The following is a 17319-nucleotide window of genomic DNA, read 5'->3' on the forward strand; positions in this document are numbered from 1 at the left end:
GACGTCGGTCATCACGCACCTGCCATCGCCTCGGCCAGATCCCGGGCGGGATCGCCGATGGGTTTGAGCGCGAACTGCTCGACGAGGATATCGACCACGGCGGGGCTCAGGAATGCCGGAAGTGTCGGCCCCAGACGGATGTTGCGGATTCCCAGCGACAGCAGGGTCAGCAACACCGCGGCGGCCTTCTGCTCGAACCAGGAGACGAACAGGCTCAGCGGCAGGTCGTTGACCTCGCAGTCGAAAGCGTTCGCCAATGCCAGCGCGATCTGCACAGCCGAGTAGCTGTCATTGCACTGTCCGAGATCGAGCAGCCGGGGAATACCGGCGACGTCACCGAACTCATGGGTGTTGAAACGGTACTTGGTGCAACCCAGGGTCAGCAGGACCGTGCCCTCGGGTGCTTGGTCGGCGACCTCGGTATAGTAATCGCGTCCCGGTGCGGCGCCGTCACATCCGCCGATCAGCAGGAAGCGTTTGATCGCACCGTCTTTGACGGCTCCGATTACGGTATCGACGACCGACAGGACCGCATCGCGCGCAAACCCGGTCGTGACGGTTTCCGACGGAACCTCAGTGGTGAATCCGGGCAGGGACTGTGCGGCCTTGATGACCGGGGACAGATCGGCGGTGTCGAGGTGGCGGATACCCGGCCATCCCACCGGCCCGGTGGTGAAGATCCGGTTGCGGTAGGACGGACGGGGTTCGATCAGGCAATTGGAGGTCATCACGATCGGCCCGGGAAAAGCGGTGAAGTCCCGCTGTTGATCCTGCCAGGCACCGCCGTAATTGCCGGCGAGATGGCTGTAGGCGTGCAGTCTGGGATAGCCGTGCGCGGGCAGCATTTCGCCATGGGTGTAGACGTTGATCCCGGTTCCCTCGGTGGCCTCCAGGATCTTCTGCAGGTCGTGCAGATCATGACCGGACACCAGGATGGCCTTGCCGGGCGCCGGGGTGATCCGCACTGGCGTGGGCACAGGGTTGCCGAAGCTGCCGGTATTGGCCGCATCGAGCATCTCCATCACCTGCAGGTTCACCGAACCCAGCTCCAGCGCGCGGGTGAGCAGGGCGTCGGGATCGGTGGGTGCGCCGGCCAGAAACGCCAGCGCGGATTCGATTCCCGCGTCGGTCGCGTCGTTCCGATATCCGAGAGCATGAGCGTGGTGCGCGTACGCGCAAACCCCTTTGAGGCCATACAAATTGAGATTTCGCAGGCCGACCACATCGGGACCGAGGGTGGACAGGTCGGCGTCCACACCAACGGCGGGCGCCTGGTCGATCACCTCCGAAAGCGTTGTCGCCGGTACGAACTGCGCAGGGCCGGAAAGAGGTTCAGGTTCCACGCCGGCAGCACGGGCAGCGTTTTGGTACGCCAGCTTCGCCTGGTCGCGCATGTCGGCCGCCGCGGCGATCAGTCCCATCAACCGGGTGGGGTTGAAGTTGACGTTCGTGAGCGTGGTGAACAGGTCGAAACTGGCGTGCGCGGCGAACCGCGGGTCAGCCGCTCCGAGCAGTCGGGCATGGTACGCATACTGCCCGATACCGAGATTGACGTGGACCAGCACGTCCTGCAGGGCCGCGGTGGTGGCGTCCTTGCCGCAGTTTCCCTTCGTGCTCGCGCATCCGAAGGCCAGCAGACCGGGGCGGCTGGATGAGTCGGTGCGGTCGGTTTGTTCGCACTGGTAGCAGAACATCGGGTCTCCTCCGACGGTGGTGAGCAACTGACGCGCTCACGCTACAAACCGGCGGAAGCAATGCGTTTGACCTAGATCAAGTCAGCGCGGTGGTGGTGGTCACAAAACCGAGAGACTGCATGCATACGCATCCAACGCGGGGAGGTCCGGAATCTGTATGACCGCCCCGTGCGGGCGGATCAGTCCGCGGTCGGTGAGGGCGCGCACGGCACGGGAGAAGGTCTCGGGCGTCATACCGAGCCGTGAGGCGAGAACCTGTTTGATGGCGGGCAGCTCGACGCTGGCCGACCGTGCGCCAGGGCTGGCGTCACCTGCGGTACCAGCGGCGGCACCCGGGTCATCGGTTCTCGCCCCCGCCGCTCCGAGAATGTAGGCCACGATCCGCTGCGTCGCCGATTGCAGAGACAGCATGGCGATATCTTGGATCGTGCTTTGCAGCCGGCGCGCCATCGAGGCCAGCATGATGCGCGCCATCGCGGGGTCGTCGTCGAGGACCCGGTCGACAGCGGCAGCCGGGACGAACACCAGCTGCGCGTCGGCCAGCGCGGTGGCGTCCACCGGGTAGGGCTTGTGGATGAACATGACGGCATGGCCGAAAGCGCTGCCCGGGCGCAGGATTTCCACGACTTTCACCATGCCTGCTGAATTGGACACCGACAGCTGCATGAGGCCCTCGCGCACCAGGTAGAAGCCCGTGGATGGTGTTCCTTTACGGAACAGCACCTGGCCGGAGGCCAGGAAGATCGCGCGGCTCTGCGCAGCCAGGAAGTCCACGTGGGCGGTGTCCAGCCCGTCGAACATCGGGGCAGCCCCGATAGCTCGCCGCAACTCGGCACTCATCTGACCTTGCCCTCGGATACGCCTCATGTGGCCGGTGCGCTGCCCGGCCCGGTGGTGAGCGTAGTACTCGACCACGATTCCTGTCAGCAAGCACCGTGGTCATCCGGACCGGGGCTGCGGTCTGCATGCGTCAGCCCGCCCCCCGTCTCCCAATCCGATTCCGGGACGCTGCCGCCTTCGCCCAGGTGGCGTTGACTGCGCCAATGCCGGACGCCACGGCGCGCGGCGAACACGCCGACGATCGCGGTGACACACCACACCGCTATCGCCGCGTACGCCAACGGCGACGACAGGTTGCCGATCGAGGCCCCCAGCACCGTGTAGACGAATGCCCGGGGCAGCGAACCGATGAGCGCGCCGATGCCCAGCTGCCACAACGGAACTCCGAACGCCCCGAACACATAGGAGGCGAGTGCGTCGGAGAGGCCGGGGATGAAGCGCCCTCCCATGACCGCCCACAGCCCTCGGTGTTCGATCAGTGCGTCGAGCCGGTCGGCGCGCACCGGCCCCAGCAGCGCCCGCGCACTGCTGCGGCCGGCGCGGCGGCCGACGAAGCCGGCGACGATCGCGGTGCCCACCGTGGCCCCCAGCGTCACGCAAACACCCAGAACCGGCCCGAACACCAGGCCGCTGCCCGCGGCGAGCATCGGGCCCGGCACGAACACCGCGCCGAGCACCGCCGAGACGACCACGTAGGCCAGCGGCGCGGCCGGCCCCGTCGCGGCGACCGCGTGGCGCACCTGCGCCACGTCGATGACCCGCGCGACGCTCACCAGAAAGAACAATGCCAGCACAAAGCCCGCGAACGCGACGAGCCGCGTGATGTGGCGCCGCCGGGGCGGCGCCGCGGCGCCGCCCTCATCAACCATGTCGCCCATGCTGTCCGCGATTCTCACACGTCGGGGCCGCGATGCCGAAGGTTCAGGCCCGCAGTCGTTGCCGCAGTCCGGTCGCCCGCACCGCCCGGCGACCGATCGCGGCACGCACCGACGCCTGCGAGCCCACCACCCGGACCTTGGTCTTGGCGCGTGTCACCGCCGTGTAGAACAACTCCCTGGTCAGCAGCCGCGAATCCTGCGGGGGCAGCAGCACCGTCACCTCGTCGGCCTGGCTGCCCTGGCTTTTGTGGATGGTCATGGCGTGCATGGTCTCGACGTCGTCACCGAGGCGGCCGGTGGCCAAGCTCAGGGAACCGGTCGCGCCGGCGATCACGGCACGCAGGCCGTCCGGGCCGGCCACGGTGACACCGGTGTCGCCGTTGTAGATGCGCAGGCCGTAGTCGTTGGCCGTCACCAGCAGCGGCCGTCCCGCATACCACTGCGACCAGGGCGGCTGACCCGTCTCCTCGCAGATCCAGCTGTGCACCGTCGCGTTCCAGTGCGCCACCCCGAAGGGGCCGCGCCGGTGCGCGCACAGCAACCGGTGCTCGTCGAGCCGTGCCAGCGCGACGTCGTCGGCTCCGAGCAGGGCGGCTTCGCGCAATCGCAGCGCATGCGGCACGAGCACGGCACGCAGCCGCTGCGAGGGGTCCGCGCCGTCCCCGGACTCGAGGAACTCGATGTCCGAGGCACCCGAACGCAGCACCGACAGCGCCCGGTCGGCGTCCCCGACGCGCACCGCGTCGGCCAGCGCGCCGATCGACCCGCCGAAGCGGTGCGAGGTGTGCAGCGCCGCGACACGGACGTCGTCGCGCGCGGACAGGCCGTCCACCAGGTCGGCCAGCACCGCGCCGGCCTCCACCGCCGCCAGCTGGTCGGCGTCGCCGACCAGCACCAGCCGCGCGTCCGGGCGAACCGCCTCCAGCAGCCGGGCCATCAGCGTCAGGGAGACCATCGACATCTCGTCGACGACGATCAGCTCGTGCGGCAGCCGGTTGGCGCGGTCGTGCCGGAACCGGGTCGAGCTGTCAGGCCGCGAACCGAGCAGCCGGTGCAGCGTCACCGCGCACAGGTCGGCCAGCCGCGCGCGGTCGGCGGCGCCGAGCCCGGCCAACTGGTCGGCCACCGCCTCCTGCAGCCGGGCGGCGGCCTTGCCGGTCGGCGCGGCCAGCGCGATACGGGGCCGCGGCCCGCCGGCGAGCTCGGCCCGTTCGGCGGCCAGGGCCAGCAGGCGCGCGATCGTGGTCGTCTTGCCGGTGCCGGGGCCGCCGGTGAGCACCGTGACCGGTTGGGACAGCGCGATCTCGGCGGCCTGGCGCTGTTCGGGGTACTCGGCGGGGAACAGCCGATCGGGGGCGGGCACAGCGCGCGCCGGCGCCCTGGCCAGCAGCGCGAGCAGGTCGTCGCGCACGTGCGTCTCCTCGCGCCAGTACCGGTCGAGGTAGAGCAGCCGGTCCTCATGCAGGCGCAGGACCGGCGGATCACCGAGCAGCGGGCTGCCCCGTACCGCCGACAGCCATGCCGCGGGCTCGGGCCACGGCAGCCCGTCAAAGCCCACCGCCTCGGCGGCCGTCGGCAGGTCCAGGCACACCGACCCGGCCCGCAGCGCGCGCACGGCCAGCGCCACCGCCAATGCCACCCGCTCGTCGGGCTCCCTGCCCAAAGCGCAAAGCCGTTGCGCCACATGGATATCGGAGAACTCTAGGACGCCGGCCTCGTTGAAGGCCCGCAGCGCGCCGGTGATGCCGATGGCGACCTCGACCCCGGCCTCGGCCCCGACCTCGGCCTCGGCCTCGGGGAGCGTCACGACCCCCGCCTCCCCTGGTCGAGCAGATCCGACAGCGCCACCACCAGCGCGGCGGGCGCGCGCCAGCTGAAGACGCCGCACGGGTGCCCGTCGACTACCGGGGTGCCCACCCCGCACATACCCCGCACGAACAGGTACAGCACCCCGCCCAGGTGGGTCTGCGGGTCGTAGCCGGACACGCGCCACCGCAGGAACCGGTGCGCTACGACGACATACAGCAGCGCCTGCAGCGGGTAGTCCGAATGCAGCATCGCCTCGGCCAACCGCGCGAAGCTGTAGTCGGCGGCGGTGTCGCCCAGCTTGTTGGTCTTGTAGTCGACCACCAGGTAGCCGTGCCCGGGCAGCCGCAGCATCACGTCGATCGAGCCCGCCAGGTACCCGCGCAGCGGTTGCGCCCCCCACCCCGGCGACATCAGTCGCTCGGCATACGGCGCCAGCGGGTCGGCGGCATCCAGGTGCGCGCCCAGCAGCTCACCCACGTCGCTCAGGCACACCTCGGGTACGGCGCCACGCAGGTCTCCCCCGGCCAGCGGGATCTCGAAGTCCAGCTCGCGCAGGCGGTCCCGGACACCGATGTGTCGCAACGTCGCGCCCGGGGCCAGCGGTCCCAGCGGGGTGTCGTGCATCGCCACCAGCGCGGCACCCAGCTCGGCGGCATCGGCGTCGACGGGCCACCATGGCGCCTGCCGCCGTACCTGCTCGGTCAACTCGGCGGCCAGGTCGTCCGCCGACGGATCGGCCGTCTCCAGCGCCGCGTGCACCAGCGAGCCGAACGCCGGACCGCCCGGCATCGCCGCCAGCGGCGAGGGGAGGTCCGCGGAACCGACGGTGCCGGGTTCGGTCGAGACGACCGCCTCCACTTCGTCGTCGCGCGCGCCGACCTCGGGTTCGCTTGCCACGCCGTAGGCCTGCGCCGCATGCACCAGCCCCGAGTACGACGTGCGTCGCCACCCGGTGTCGATAGTGCGGTGAAAGTGCCGAACCGCCAAGTCGCCTGCAGCGCCGGGCTTTCGGGCCGCCGCAGCGGGGACGATCACGGACTGCTCGACCGACGGGCCCCCCGCGGCCTCCCACCGCTTGAAGACCGCCCAGGCGTCCTCGTCGTCGACCCGTGGTGCGCACTGGTCGGGCACGGTCGCGTCGCCCGCGGCACGGCCGCGAAGCAGCCGCGAGAGCCCGCCGTTGACCTCGTCGCGGCTCGGCGCCCACCACGCCACCACCTGCGAGCACGCCCGGGTCAGCGCGACGTAGGTGAGCCGGATGGTGTCGCGCGCCTCCTCGGCGCGGTGCAACTCCTCGACCGCGTGGCGGTGCGGGCCGCGGCTCTTGCCGCCGACGTACAGGCAGCGGGTGTCGGCCTCGTCGTGATAGCGCAGGATGTCGCCGTTACCGACGTAGCGGTTGAACGTGAAGGGCAGGTACACGATCGGGAACTGCAGCCCCTTGGCCACGAACACCGTCATGATCTGCACGGCCGCGGCGTCGCTGTCGAGGCGGCGGTTGCGTTCGGTGACGCCCCGGCGAGCGTCGCATTGACGGCGCAGCCAGTCCCGAAGCGCCGGTAGGCCCAGGCCGTTCCGGTGCGCCGTTTCGTGCAGCAACTGCGCGATGTGCGCCAGATCGGTCATGTGCCGTTCACCGCCGCGTTCGCGCAGCACGCGACGGCCCATGCCGCCCAGCTGGGCCGCCTCCAACACCGCCGCCACCCCGCGCCGGCGGGCATGGTCGGCCCATTCGCGCAGCGTGCCGGCCACCCGATCGGTGAGTTTGTCCCCTTCGGTGGCAAGGATTTCGGCGGTTGCGCCGAAGAACATGGTGCAGGCGGCGGCGCGGACCAGCCCGCTGCGCTGCGGCGCGTCGAAGGCCTCCAGCAGGCACAGCCAGTCCCCGGCGGCCCGGGACATGAAGACATCGGTGTCGCCGGTGTAGACGGCCGGCACCCCCGCTTGGGCCAGCGCATCCCGGCACGCGCGCGCGTCGTCGTGGCGCTCGACGATCACCGCGATGTCACCCGCCCCGACGGGCCTGCCCGCATAGGTGGCGCCGCCGGCCAGCAGGGCCGCGATGTCGGCGGCCAGGTCTTGCGGAATGTGCCCGCGCAGCGTGTCGATCGGGATGGCGGTGCTGCCGGTGTAACCCAGTGACCGGCGTTTGACGACGCGCAGTCGAAACGGCGCGTTGTGCGGCGCGCCGGCCAGCCGGTGCCCGTCGTGGTGGGCGTGGATGTCGCGTACGACGATGTCCGGGTGACCCAGCGTCGCGCCACGCAGCACGGTGTGCAGGCTGTCGACGAGGGCCTTGTCGCTGCGCCAGTTGACGTCCAGGGTGAAGCGGGCCCCGGCGCTGCGGGCGGCCCTGAGGTAGGTGTAGATGTCGCCGCCGCGGAAACCGTAGATGGCTTGCTTGGGGTCGCCGATCAGGATCAGTGTCGAGTGCCCGCTGAACGCGCACTCGAGTACCCGCCACTGGATGGGGTCGGTGTCCTGGAACTCGTCGACCAGTACGATGCGCCAGCGCTGCCGCATCCGGTCGCGGGCCGGGGAGTCTTGGGCGTCAAGGGCTTTCGCGAGCCGGGTGAGCAGGTCGTCGTAGCTGAGGATGCCCAGCCGGCGCTTGCGGTGTTCGAGCTCGACCGTGACGGCCCCGGCGAAGCGCACCCGGGCCTCGGCGGCGCTGCCCGGCTCGGGATCGAGCGGGCGCAGCTGCGCGCACGGGTCGCCCACCACGGTGCGGGCCAGGTTCAGTGCGTCGGGGTAGGTGAGCACCGGCTCGTCGGCGCAGCGGCCGAACTCCGCGAGGTACAGGTCGTCGACGATCTCGCCGACGAGGTCGTCGAGGCTCTCCTGCAACCGGACGCCGACGGCGGTATCGCCGGCCACGCCAAGCGATTTCAGCACCGAGCCGCAGAACTCGTGGGTCGTGGCGATGGTGGCCGCGTCGAAGTTCGCCAGCGCGTCGCGCAGCCGCGCCCGCCGCAGGGCCCGCTCGTCGGCGTCGGCGCACAGCAGGTGGCCGACCAGATCGCTGCCGGGCGGCACCCGCCCCTCCAGCGCGTCGATCGCCTGCACGATCTGGTCGCGCACCCGTTCGCGCAGTTCCCGGCTGGCGTTGCGGTTGAAGGTGATCAGCAGCATCTCGTCGAGCGTCGCGCCGTTCTCGGCGAGGTAGCGGGTCACCAGACCGGCGAGCGCGAACGTCTTGCCGGTGCCGGCGCTGGCCTCCAGCACAGTGGTGGAGGCATCCCGCGGCAGCGGGCCCATCAGGTCGAAGCGGTCCATCACAGGTCCCTCTCGCCGTCCAGCACGGGCAGCCACACCCGCGCCGCCAGCGCGCCCAGCCGGGTGTTCTCCCCGTGGGCCTCCTCGCCCGCGCGGGGCGGGCCCAGCAACACCGACAGCGGGGCGCCCTTGCCCCACACCCGCGCGTGGGCCCGCTCGGCATCGTCGCCGGGGGCAAGCCTGTCGCCCTGCCACTTCTCTCGCGCGGCGCGAGCCGGATCCTGGCCGTCGCGGCGTGCTTGCGCCCACGCGTAGGACGTCTTCAACGGCAGCGGCAGCGGCTCCCGCCGGCCCGTGTCGTAGAGCGCCACCAAGTCGCCCAGCACCGCCACCGGGTCCGGCGGCGCCACGAACAACCGTTGCGCGATGGTGTTTTTGGTCTTGCCGCGCCCGATGCGCACGGCGGTCCACTCACGGTCGGGCTGCTGCGCCGCCAGCGCGACCAGTGCGATCCACGACGCCAGTACGTGCTTGGGCGCCAGCCTGGAGTAGGTCACCGACACCGGGCGCGCGCCGAAAACCGTTGTGACCGTTCCGGTGAGCCGGCGACCATTGCCCAGGGCGACGTCGACGTCGTGCGCCGCGGCGTCGCTGTCGCGGTGCCGCAAAGCCGCCACCGCCAGCTCGCGCGCGCGATCGCGGATCTCGGTGGCCGTGCGCATGCCGAGCCGGCCCGGCGGCAGCGTCCCGCGGCGCCACTCGGCGTGGGCGGCGTCATCCGGATGCATGCCGGCCAGCATGTCGTGCAGCATGCGCTCGCCGACCTTCCACTCCTGCAGCGCGCCGATCGCCACCGGCATCGCATCCTCGACGGTGTCGACGTCCCACGGCAGCGTCCAGTCCAGCGCGCGGAAGAATCCCTTGACCGGATCTTTGAAGAATTCCAGCAGGTCGGCTACTGAAACATCGGCGGCGGGCACCGCCGGCAGTGGCGTGCTGAGGAACGCAGCCGGCTCGCGACGCGTCCCGGTCGCGGCTTCGGCCGCTGCCAGTGCGGCGGGGTCGAACGTGAACGGCCGGCCGGGTACCAGGCCGCCCACCCTCACGTTGCGGACGTCGAAAGGTTGCAGCGGATGGCGGATCACCACCTGCTCGCGCACCGGCGCCGGTGTCGTCCGGTCCAGCGCGTCGAGCATCTCGGCCAGCGGCACCGCCGGCGGACACGGATGTCCGGCGTGCTCGTCGGCGCCGGTGTAGGTGACCACCAGGGTTTCGGCGGCCGCACCGATGGCGTCGAGCAGCAACTGACGGTCCTCCGAACCGATGTCGCGCTCGCCGGTGCGCGGGTCGCGGCCCAGCGCGTCGTCGCCGTCGGTGATGTCGTGCCGGGGGAACACCTTGTCGTCGAGCCCGACCAGGCACACCACCCGGTGCGGGACCGAGCGCATCGGCACCAGGGTGCACACGGTCAGCGTGCCGGTGCGGAAATTGGCCCGGGTGGGCCGCCCGGCCAGGTGCTGCTCGAGCAGGGCGCGGGCGTCGGCCAGCGCCAGCGGTGTCGAGCCGCGGGCACCGGCCTGCCTGAGCACCTCGGAGAACTCGCGCTGCAGCTGAGCCTCCTGCCAGGTGTCGTCGGGGCGGGTCAGCAGTGCGACCCCCTCGATCAGCGCGTCCAGCCAGCTGGTCAACGGTTGGGTGCCGCTGAGGTTGTCGGTGACGTGGTGCAGCCGTGCGACGAATTCGGCCAGCCGCCCGGCCAGTTCGACCTTGTTGCTGCCGACGTCGTCGAGCGGCAGCGCGGTGTCCAGCCACGCCCGCGAGTCGTCGGACATCGCCACCCCGGTCAGGATGCGGTCCAACCCGAAACGCCAGGTGTTGTGCACGACGTGGCCGAGCCCGTACGGCCGGCGGTGCTGCGGGTCGAATCCCCAGCGGATGTTGGATTCGCGCACCCAGTCGGTGATCGCGTCGAGGTCGTCGTCGGTGAGGTCGAACCGCGCGCGCACCGGTGCGGCCTGCGCGAGGTTGAGCACCTGGCCGGCGGTGGCCCGGGTGCCGGCGAGGGCCAGCAGTTCGGCGGCGACGCCCAGCAGCGGGTTGGTCTGGGTCAGCGCGCGGTCGGCCAGCCTGACCCGCAGCTGATGCGACGGGTGGCCCTCGCCCGCCGCCGTCTCGCCGAGCCCGAAGGCGGCGACGAACAACGGCGCGTAGTTCTCGATGTCCGGGCACATCACCACGATGTCGCGGGGCTGCAGGGTCGGATCGTCCTGCAGCAGGCCCAGCAGGACTTCGCGCAGCACGTCGACCTGACGGGCCGGGCCGTGACAGGCATGCACCTGCACCGAGCGGTCGCCGGGCCGGGCCGACCGGCCGGCGGGACGCGGCGCGTTGGCCTCGATGTCGGATTGCAGCCAACCCAGCAGCGTGTCGGGTTTGGCCGCAGCGTGGAGAAATTCGTCGGTGGCCGGGCCGCTGGGCAGGCAGCGTTGGAGTTCGCGCAGGTCGCGTCCCAACGTCTCCAGCAGCGGGTGGTGCGCCGCGCCGCGGCTGTCGTCGTCGCACCGGGGCACGATGCCGTGCCGCCCTCCCAGTGCCCGCCACAGCGCGTCGCTGGGATGCGGCAGCCACAGGTGCAGATCGTGATGGGTGGACAGCGCCTCGAGCAGTTCGATGTCGGTGCACGCCAGCCGGGTGTGCCCGAACAGCGACAACCGCGCCGGCAGGTCAACCGGTCCCTCGCGCAGCCGGGCGACCGTCTTGTCGTGCCGGATGTGCGGAGGATCGGCCGACACGACGTCCACCAGCGCCCGCCACAGGTGCGGCTGCCAGGACAGGTCGGGGTCCACGCCGGCGGGGCCGCCGTCCAGCCACCCGGCCAGCAACTGGGGACGTTGCCGGGCGTAGGAGGCGAACAGGCCGGCCAGCCGGCGCGCCACCGCGTAGCGGCGGGCCCGGCGCAGCTCGGCCTCCAGTTCGTCGGTGTCGAAGTGGCCGAGATGTGTTGCCAGCGGGCGGCACCACGGTTGGTCCAGCGAACAGTCGATCACCTGCAGCAGCGGCCATGCCATGGCGTCGGGCGACCAGGGGTCGTCGTCGGCGGAGCCGGCGTTCCCGGAAATCGCCGAGATCAGCGCCCCGGGGTTTCTGAACGTGACCCCGGCGCACACCCCGTCGTCGTGGCCGGGCCGGCGCCCGAGCGCGTGCGACAGCCGCTGGCTCAGCCAGCGCTCCACGCCGCGCGCCGCTACCAGCACCAGCTCCTGGGCGAACGGGTCCGGCAACGGGTCGGCCAGCAGGGCCGCGAGCCCGTCGGCCAGCAGGTCGGTGCGCCCGGCGCGGTGCAGGTGAAGCGCCATCGAACTGCACAGTAGCTGGCGGGACCGACAGGGCGCGGCCGTTGTCCCGCCCTGCTGCCCCATCTGCAGCGCCGGGAGAGGCTGACAAGAGCATGAAGCCTTTCGGCGCCTCGTCGAGTCGTAGGATCGTCTCCTGTGACCGAACACCGGGGTGACTACGGCATCGACGGTTCGTTTCACATCGTCTCGGCGCGCGGCCAGGCGGTGGGTATCGCCGCCCAGGTCGCGGCGCTGACGTTGTGGTCCCGGCTCAGCTGGACTCGGGGCAAGCGGACGACGGCGGCGCTGGCCGGGGCGTCGGCCGGGGCAATCGTCGCAAGTTCGGCCCTCTATCTGCATGCGACGCGGGCCGGCAAGTTCGAAGTGTGGAACCGCCTGCTCGACGACCTGCGGCTGCGTGGCGACGAAACGGTCCTCGACCTCGGCTGTGGTCGCGGCGCGGTGTTGCTGTCCGCAGCCAAGCGGCTGCCGCGGGGACGGGCGATCGGCGTCGACCTGTGGCATGCCGACCAGACCGACAACTCATCGCGGGCCACGCTGGCCAACGCGGAACGGGAAGGCGTCGCCGACCGCGTCGAGGTGCGCACCGCCGACATCACCGCGCTACCGCTGGCGGACGCCAGCGTCGACGTCGTCGTCAGCAGCCTGGCCATCCACAACATCGCCGGACACGACGGCCGCCGGCGCGCACTCACCGAAGCCGTCCGGGTGCTGCGGCCGGGGGGGCGGCTCGTCATCGCCGACCTGTGGGAAACCCGCCGGCACGCTTCGCACCTGCGGGATCTGGGCTGGCAGGACGTGCGCCGCCGCGAACTCGGGTGGCGTATGTGGTACGGCGGTCCCTGGTCGGCCACGCGTGTGGTCACCGCGACCAAGCCGGCGTGACGCGGGCATGCTGGGGCCATGAACCGACACGAACTCACCGAACAGATCGTCCTGGCCCGGCTGGCGCGGGGGCTGAGCTGGCAGCAGCTGGCCGACGCCATCGGCAGGCCGGTGGTGTGGACCACCTCCGCGTTGCTCGGCCAGCATCCGATCCCCGCCGAACTCGGCGCGGTCCTGGCCGAGATGCTCGGTCTGGACGCGTCGGCGGTGCCGGTGCTGGCCGCGCCGCCGATGCGCGGCGGGCCGGCGAGCGCGGTGCCGACCGATCCCACGATCTACCGCTTCTACGAGGCGCTTCAGGTGTACGGAGGCGCCCTCAAGGAACTGATCCACGAGCAGTTCGGCGACGGCATCATGAGCGCGATCAACTTCAGCGTCGACATCCACCGCAAGCCGCACCCGTCCGGCGACCGCGTCGTCGTGACGTTCGACGGTAAATTCCTTCCGTACGAATGGATTTCAGCCCAAGGCAACTGAAGTACGGAGGAGGTGGTTGGGGCGGTTGCCCGCCCGGCCGCCCTTGTCGCTGCGGCCGCCGCCTACAGCCCGAACTCGGCTTCGATCCCGTCGATCCCGGCGCGAATCGCCGTGAGCGCGTCGGCGCGGGCGCGCAACTTGGTCGCGGCGTGGGCGTGCTGGTGCAGGCCGGTGAATTCCCGAGCGGCTTCCTCGGCGCGGTTGAGCACCATCTCCGGCAGCACGATCTCGTCGACGAAACCCGCGGCGACGGCGGTCTCCCCGAAGAACGTCTTGGCCAGCCCGGTGGCCTGCTGGTAGGCCGCAGGCGTCAGCCGCAGCTTCATGATCTCCAGGGCGGCGTACGGGATGGTCATGCCGATCGCGACTTCGTTGGCCTGGATGTTGCAGGCGTGGGCGGCCACCCGGTGGTCGCCGGAGGTCAGCAGGAACGCCCCCATCGCGATGGCGGGGCCGGTGCAGGCCATCACGACCGGCTTCGGGTGGGACAGCAGCCGGTACGCCAGTTCGAACCCGCCCCGCAGCATGTCGATCGCCGGCCGCACCTCGCCGGAGGTCAGGATCTTCAGGTCGAACCCGCCACTGAACACCCGCTCGTTGCCGGCGATCACCACCGCACCGGCGTTCTCCTGCTCGGCCCGGTCGATCGCCTCGGCGAGCGCCTGCTGCATCGTCGGGCCCAGCGCGTTGACTTTGCCGTCGTCCATCCGGATGACGGCGACGGAATCCTTGAGGCTGTAGACGACCGGGCCGCTCATGGGTGCTCCTTCGATACGGACAGCGACGTCGATTCAATCAGATCGAGGCCGGGGCTCATGTCCGGCCGGGTGTCGGATGTCGCTCAGCCACCCATCACCATGCGCCACTGCTCCAGATCGGAGGCCCGGTACACGTAGTTGGAGCGCTTGACCTCCGACAGCGATGCGCTCGGATCGGCGGAGTACCAGTGCCCGGGGAACACCGTCGGATCTCCGGGCAGCGTGGCGAGCCGCTGCAGGCTGCGGTACATCTGGTCGGAGTCCCCACCCGGGAAGTCCGTTCGCCCGCACCCCTCCAGGAACAAGGTGTCGCCGGCGACCAGGCGGCCGTCGAGCAGGAAGCACTGGCTGCCAGGCGTGTGTCCCGGGGTGTGCAGCAACTCGATCTCGATATCCCCGACGGCGACCTTGTCGTGGTTCTCGTGGGTGGTCAACTCGCTCATGCCGATCCCGGTGACGCGGGAAACCCAGGGTGCCTCATGGGTGTTCACGTGCACCGGCACGGCTGTCCGATCCAGCAGTTCGGCCAGTCCCTTCAGTTCGAAGCCCATCATCTCCCCGCCCACGTGGTCGGGGTGATGGTGGGTGACCAGGACCCCGGACAGATGCATGCCGTCGGCTTCCAGGGCGTCGGCCAGGTCGCCGGCGGCGTAGGCCGGGTCGACCACCACGCAATCACCGGTTTCGCGGTCGCCGATCAGATAGGCGAAATTGCGCATTTGCGTCGCGACCACATCCCCGGCGGCGAAATCGCGACCGGCGAGCAGCTGGCGGAAGTAAAGACGCTGTTGAGGCACCCCCTAAGACTAGGGCTCGCGCGCGCAGCGCTGGTATCGGTTGAGATGCTGCCCGCTGGGTATCGTTAGCGCATGCACAAGAAGGTGGAGATCGTGATCGACACCGATCTGGTCGACGAGGCGATTCGTCGGTACGGCCTGGCTGACGCGCGAGAAGCCGTCCACCTCGCGCTGCGGACCCTGCTCAGCGAGGGTGCCGGCGGGGAGCGAGGCCGACCCGACGACGGGTACGACGAGTTCAGTGACCTCAGCGCATGGCAACCCCGCCGCAACGAGGATCGGGGGTGATCCTGGCGGCGGGCCGGTCCTTGCCTCATCGGCAGGATCTCGCGGCGCGGCAGTGGATCGCACACGTGGTTTGGTGAGGTCGCGAGCCGGGTTGTACCCTCTTTTAGGCCCGCGACACCACCGGTCGAATCGGGCGAACGGCCCCCTTAGCTCAGTCGGCAGAGCGTTTCCATGGTAAGGAAAAGGTCAACGGTTCGATTCCGTTAGGGGGCTCGGCGGACGCCGGGCAGGCTGGCGGCGTGCAGAGGCGATGTAGCTCAGTCGGTTAGAGCGAACGACTCATAATCGTTAGGTCGCCGGTTCGAGTCCGGCCATCGCTACAGAACACCAAGTGTGAGAGAGAATGAGACATGGCTTCCAGCACCGATGTACGGCCCAAGATCACCATGGCGTGTGAGGTGTGCAAGCACCGCAACTACATCACCAAGAAGAACCGGCGTAATGATCCCGACAGGTTGGATCTGAAGAAGTTCTGTCCGAATTGCGGCAAGCACCAGGCGCACCGCGAGACGCGCTAGTCCTGACGGCGCGAGTGGTTGTCCAGATGACCAGGTAGGTTTTACAGCCGTGTCTTTGATGGCCATCGTCGGGATGCACTATCGCTATCCCGACCATTACGAGGTGGAACGCGAGAAAATTCGCGAGTACGCGATCGCCGTGCACAACGATGACGCATCGTTCTTCGAGGAAAAAGCCGCAGCCGAGCTCGGGTATTCCGGCCTGACAGCGCCGCTGTCGTTCATCAGCGTGTTCGGCTATCGGGCGCAGTCGGCATTCTTCGACCATGCCAACATCGCGGTCACCGACCAGCAGATCGTGCAGGTCGACCAGGTTCTCACATTCGTCAAGCCGATCGTGGTGGGCGACCGGCTCTATTGCGACGTCTACGTGGATTCGGTGCGCGAGGCCCACGGCACTCAGATCATCGTGACCAGGAACGTCATCACCGACGACCACGGCGATATGGTCCAGGAGACTTACACGACCCTGGCGGGCCGTGCCAACGAAAACGGAGAAGAGGGATTTTCTGATGCCACTGCGTGAGTTCAGCACGGTAAAGGTGGGCGATCAGCTTCCTGCGAAGACCTACCCGCTGACGCGCCAGGACCTGGTGAACTATGCGGGGGTCTCCGGTGACTTGAACCCGATCCACTGGGACGACGAAATCGCCAAGGTCGTGGGGCTGGACACCGTCATCGCGCACGGAATGCTGACCATGGGCATCGGCGGGGGTTACGTCACCTCCTGGGTCGGCGACCCCGGCGCGGTCACCGAGTACAACGTGCGGTTCACCGCCGTCGTGCCGGTACCCAACGACGGCAAGGGCGCCGAACTCGTGTTCAGTGGGAAGGTCAAGTCGGTCGACCCCGAGACCAAGTCGGTGACCATCGCCCTCACGGCCACCGCCGGGGGCAAGAAGATCTTCGGTCGGGCCACCGCGTCGGCCACACTGGCGTAGCTGATGGCACTCAAGGTCGACATCCGCGGCATGGTGTGGCGCTACCCGGACCACTTCATCGTGGGCCGCGAACAGGTCCGCAGCTTCGCGCGCGCGGTCAAGTGCACCGATCCGGCCAGTTTCCACGAGGATGAGGCGGCCAGGCTGGGCTACGACAACATCCTGGCACCGCTGACGTTCCTGTCGATCGTCGGCAAGCTCGTCCAGGACGACTTCTTCCGGAACGTCGACGTGGGCATGGCAACCATGCAGATCGTCCAGGTGGATCAGAGGTTCGTCTACCTCAAGCCGGTGCGTGTCGGGGACAAGCTCTTCGCCAGGATGGACATCCATTCGGTGGACGAGCGCTTCGGCGCCGACATCGTCGTCACGAAGAACACCTGCACCAACGAGGATGGCGAGGTGGTCCTGGAGGCCTACACCACCCTCATGGGGCACGAGGGCGACAATTCGATCCAGCTGAGATGGGACGCCGAATCCGGACAGATCGTCAGAACTGCGTGATTAGTAACTGACTCCTACGCCGATGTACACTCGGACCTCGGGGTTTTCCCAGCATCAGCGCGCCTCCCAGGAATTGGACGAGCGGAAGCGCGCGCCGTGCAAGCCCCGACAGACAGGGTTGGACGGGGCCGAAGGTGGATCTGTCCTGCCAACCGCGAAGGGGCGTAGCTCAACTGGCAGAGCAGCGGTCTCCAAAACCGCAGGTTGCAGGTTCAAGTCCTGTCGCCCCTGCTGACGGCGAACGTCCGGCGACGAGGCAGGCCGGGACGGCCTGAGGAGGACCCGGACCGTAGGTAGGGTGCCATGGTGGACACTGGAAGTGTGCACCATCACAACGAGACGGCCCGCGGATCAGCTA

Annotated in this window: 15 protein-coding genes and 3 tRNA genes; 10 read left to right on the forward strand and 8 right to left on the reverse strand. The window is 69.6% G+C overall.

Features of this window, described 5'->3' with window-relative positions; translation table 11 throughout:
- Positions 1–11: 11 nt before the first annotated feature.
- The 6 genes from hcp to recC form a co-directional block, all read right to left on the reverse strand.
- Entirely contained in the window at positions 12–1694 is a 1683-nt protein-coding gene (gene hcp, locus ACOJVU_RS09470) for a hydroxylamine reductase (protein ID WP_421529537.1), read from the reverse strand.
- 99 nt (positions 1695–1793) lie between these two features.
- Positions 1794–2534 carry a Crp/Fnr family transcriptional regulator gene (locus ACOJVU_RS09475; protein ID WP_421529538.1) on the reverse strand — a complete coding sequence of 247 codons (741 nt, stop codon included), beginning with the start codon at positions 2532–2534 and terminating at the stop codon, positions 1794–1796.
- 83 nt (positions 2535–2617) lie between these two features.
- A complete protein-coding gene (locus tag ACOJVU_RS09480) occupies positions 2618–3403 on the reverse strand; it encodes a TVP38/TMEM64 family protein (protein WP_421529539.1) in 786 nt (261 codons plus the stop codon).
- A gap of 52 nt (positions 3404–3455) precedes the next feature.
- Positions 3456–5162 carry an exodeoxyribonuclease V subunit alpha gene (gene recD / locus ACOJVU_RS09485; protein ID WP_421529594.1) on the reverse strand — a complete coding sequence of 569 codons (1707 nt, stop codon included), beginning with the start codon at positions 5160–5162 and terminating at the stop codon, positions 3456–3458.
- Between the two features lie 53 nt (positions 5163–5215).
- On the reverse strand, positions 5216–8497 hold the full coding sequence (gene recB, locus ACOJVU_RS09490) for an exodeoxyribonuclease V subunit beta (RefSeq protein ID WP_421529540.1): 3282 nt from the start codon (positions 8495–8497) through the stop codon (positions 5216–5218).
- The gene (recC, locus tag ACOJVU_RS09495; RefSeq protein ID WP_421529541.1) at positions 8497–11793 is read right to left on the reverse strand and encodes an exodeoxyribonuclease V subunit gamma; all 3297 of its coding nucleotides are present in this window, start codon (positions 11791–11793) and stop codon (positions 8497–8499) included. Before recC ends, recB begins: the two co-directional genes overlap by 1 nt.
- A 135-nt stretch (positions 11794–11928) precedes the next feature.
- On the opposite strand from recC, the gene ACOJVU_RS09500 reads away from it, so the two are divergent.
- The gene (locus ACOJVU_RS09500; protein ID WP_421529542.1) at positions 11929–12678 is read left to right on the forward strand and encodes a class I SAM-dependent methyltransferase; all 750 of its coding nucleotides are present in this window, start codon (positions 11929–11931) and stop codon (positions 12676–12678) included.
- Between the two features lie 18 nt (positions 12679–12696).
- Positions 12697–13155, forward strand: coding sequence for a cyanase (gene cynS, locus ACOJVU_RS09505; protein WP_421529543.1), 459 nt, complete (start codon positions 12697–12699; stop codon positions 13153–13155).
- 62 nt (positions 13156–13217) lie between these two features.
- Here cynS and ACOJVU_RS09510 read toward each other — a convergent pair whose 3' ends face one another.
- Together ACOJVU_RS09510 and ACOJVU_RS09515 are read right to left on the reverse strand one after the other, a co-directional pair.
- The gene (locus ACOJVU_RS09510) at positions 13218–13913 is read right to left on the reverse strand and encodes a crotonase/enoyl-CoA hydratase family protein (RefSeq protein ID WP_421529544.1); all 696 of its coding nucleotides are present in this window, start codon (positions 13911–13913) and stop codon (positions 13218–13220) included.
- Between the two features lie 83 nt (positions 13914–13996).
- The gene (locus ACOJVU_RS09515) at positions 13997–14710 is read right to left on the reverse strand and encodes an MBL fold metallo-hydrolase (RefSeq protein WP_421529545.1); all 714 of its coding nucleotides are present in this window, start codon (positions 14708–14710) and stop codon (positions 13997–13999) included.
- A 72-nt stretch (positions 14711–14782) separates the two neighbouring features.
- Here ACOJVU_RS09515 and ACOJVU_RS09520 point away from each other — a divergent pair, with 72 nt between their 5' ends.
- From ACOJVU_RS09520 to ACOJVU_RS09555, 8 genes are all read left to right on the forward strand, one after another.
- Complete coding sequence (locus ACOJVU_RS09520; protein ID WP_421529546.1) at positions 14783–14998, forward strand: type II toxin-antitoxin system VapB family antitoxin; 216 nt, start codon at positions 14783–14785, stop codon at positions 14996–14998.
- A gap of 140 nt (positions 14999–15138) precedes the next feature.
- Positions 15139–15211 (forward strand) — tRNA-Thr (locus ACOJVU_RS09525).
- 33 nt (positions 15212–15244) lie between these two features.
- A tRNA-Met gene (locus tag ACOJVU_RS09530) sits at positions 15245–15318 on the forward strand.
- A 30-nt stretch (positions 15319–15348) separates the two neighbouring features.
- Positions 15349–15516, forward strand: coding sequence for a 50S ribosomal protein L33 (gene rpmG / locus ACOJVU_RS09535; protein WP_421529547.1), 168 nt, complete (start codon positions 15349–15351; stop codon positions 15514–15516).
- 49 nt (positions 15517–15565) lie between these two features.
- A complete protein-coding gene (gene hadA, locus ACOJVU_RS09540) occupies positions 15566–16042 on the forward strand; it encodes a (3R)-hydroxyacyl-ACP dehydratase subunit HadA (protein ID WP_421529548.1) in 477 nt (158 codons plus the stop codon).
- Positions 16029–16457: a (3R)-hydroxyacyl-ACP dehydratase subunit HadB gene (gene hadB / locus ACOJVU_RS09545; protein WP_421529549.1), complete on the forward strand. Its 429-nt coding sequence runs from the start codon at positions 16029–16031 to the stop codon at positions 16455–16457. The genes hadA and hadB overlap by 14 nt, the downstream gene beginning before the upstream one ends.
- A gap of 3 nt (positions 16458–16460) precedes the next feature.
- Positions 16461–16961, forward strand: coding sequence for a (3R)-hydroxyacyl-ACP dehydratase subunit HadC (gene hadC / locus ACOJVU_RS09550; RefSeq protein WP_421529550.1), 501 nt, complete (start codon positions 16461–16463; stop codon positions 16959–16961).
- A gap of 158 nt (positions 16962–17119) precedes the next feature.
- Positions 17120–17192 (forward strand) — tRNA-Trp (locus tag ACOJVU_RS09555).
- The last annotated feature ends 127 nt before the right edge of the window (positions 17193–17319 follow it).

Origin of the sequence: Mycobacterium sp. THU-M104 (assembly GCF_049197365.1) — a bacterium.
GTDB lineage: Bacteria > Actinomycetota > Actinomycetes > Mycobacteriales > Mycobacteriaceae > Mycobacterium.

What these genes read in the sequence shown, in the direction of transcription:
- hcp (WP_421529537.1), bottom strand. Translation starts at nt 1,694, where the DNA reads ATGTTCTGCTACCAGTGCGAACAAACCGACCGCACCGACTCATCCAGC.
- ACOJVU_RS09475 (WP_421529538.1), bottom strand. Translation starts at nt 2,534, where the DNA reads ATGAGTGCCGAGTTGCGGCGAGCTATCGGGGCTGCCCCGATGTTCGAC.
- ACOJVU_RS09480 (WP_421529539.1), bottom strand. Translation starts at nt 3,403, where the DNA reads ATGGTTGATGAGGGCGGCGCCGCGGCGCCGCCCCGGCGGCGCCACATC.
- recB (WP_421529540.1), bottom strand. Translation starts at nt 8,497, where the DNA reads ATGGACCGCTTCGACCTGATGGGCCCGCTGCCGCGGGATGCCTCCACC.
- recC (WP_421529541.1), bottom strand. Translation starts at nt 11,793, where the DNA reads ATGGCGCTTCACCTGCACCGCGCCGGGCGCACCGACCTGCTGGCCGAC.
- cynS (WP_421529543.1), top strand. Translation starts at nt 12,697, where the DNA reads ATGAACCGACACGAACTCACCGAACAGATCGTCCTGGCCCGGCTGGCG.
- ACOJVU_RS09510 (WP_421529544.1), bottom strand. Translation starts at nt 13,913, where the DNA reads ATGAGCGGCCCGGTCGTCTACAGCCTCAAGGATTCCGTCGCCGTCATC.
- ACOJVU_RS09520 (WP_421529546.1), top strand. Translation starts at nt 14,783, where the DNA reads ATGCACAAGAAGGTGGAGATCGTGATCGACACCGATCTGGTCGACGAG.
- rpmG (WP_421529547.1), top strand. Translation starts at nt 15,349, where the DNA reads ATGGCTTCCAGCACCGATGTACGGCCCAAGATCACCATGGCGTGTGAG.
- hadB (WP_421529549.1), top strand. Translation starts at nt 16,029, where the DNA reads ATGCCACTGCGTGAGTTCAGCACGGTAAAGGTGGGCGATCAGCTTCCT.
- hadC (WP_421529550.1), top strand. Translation starts at nt 16,461, where the DNA reads ATGGCACTCAAGGTCGACATCCGCGGCATGGTGTGGCGCTACCCGGAC.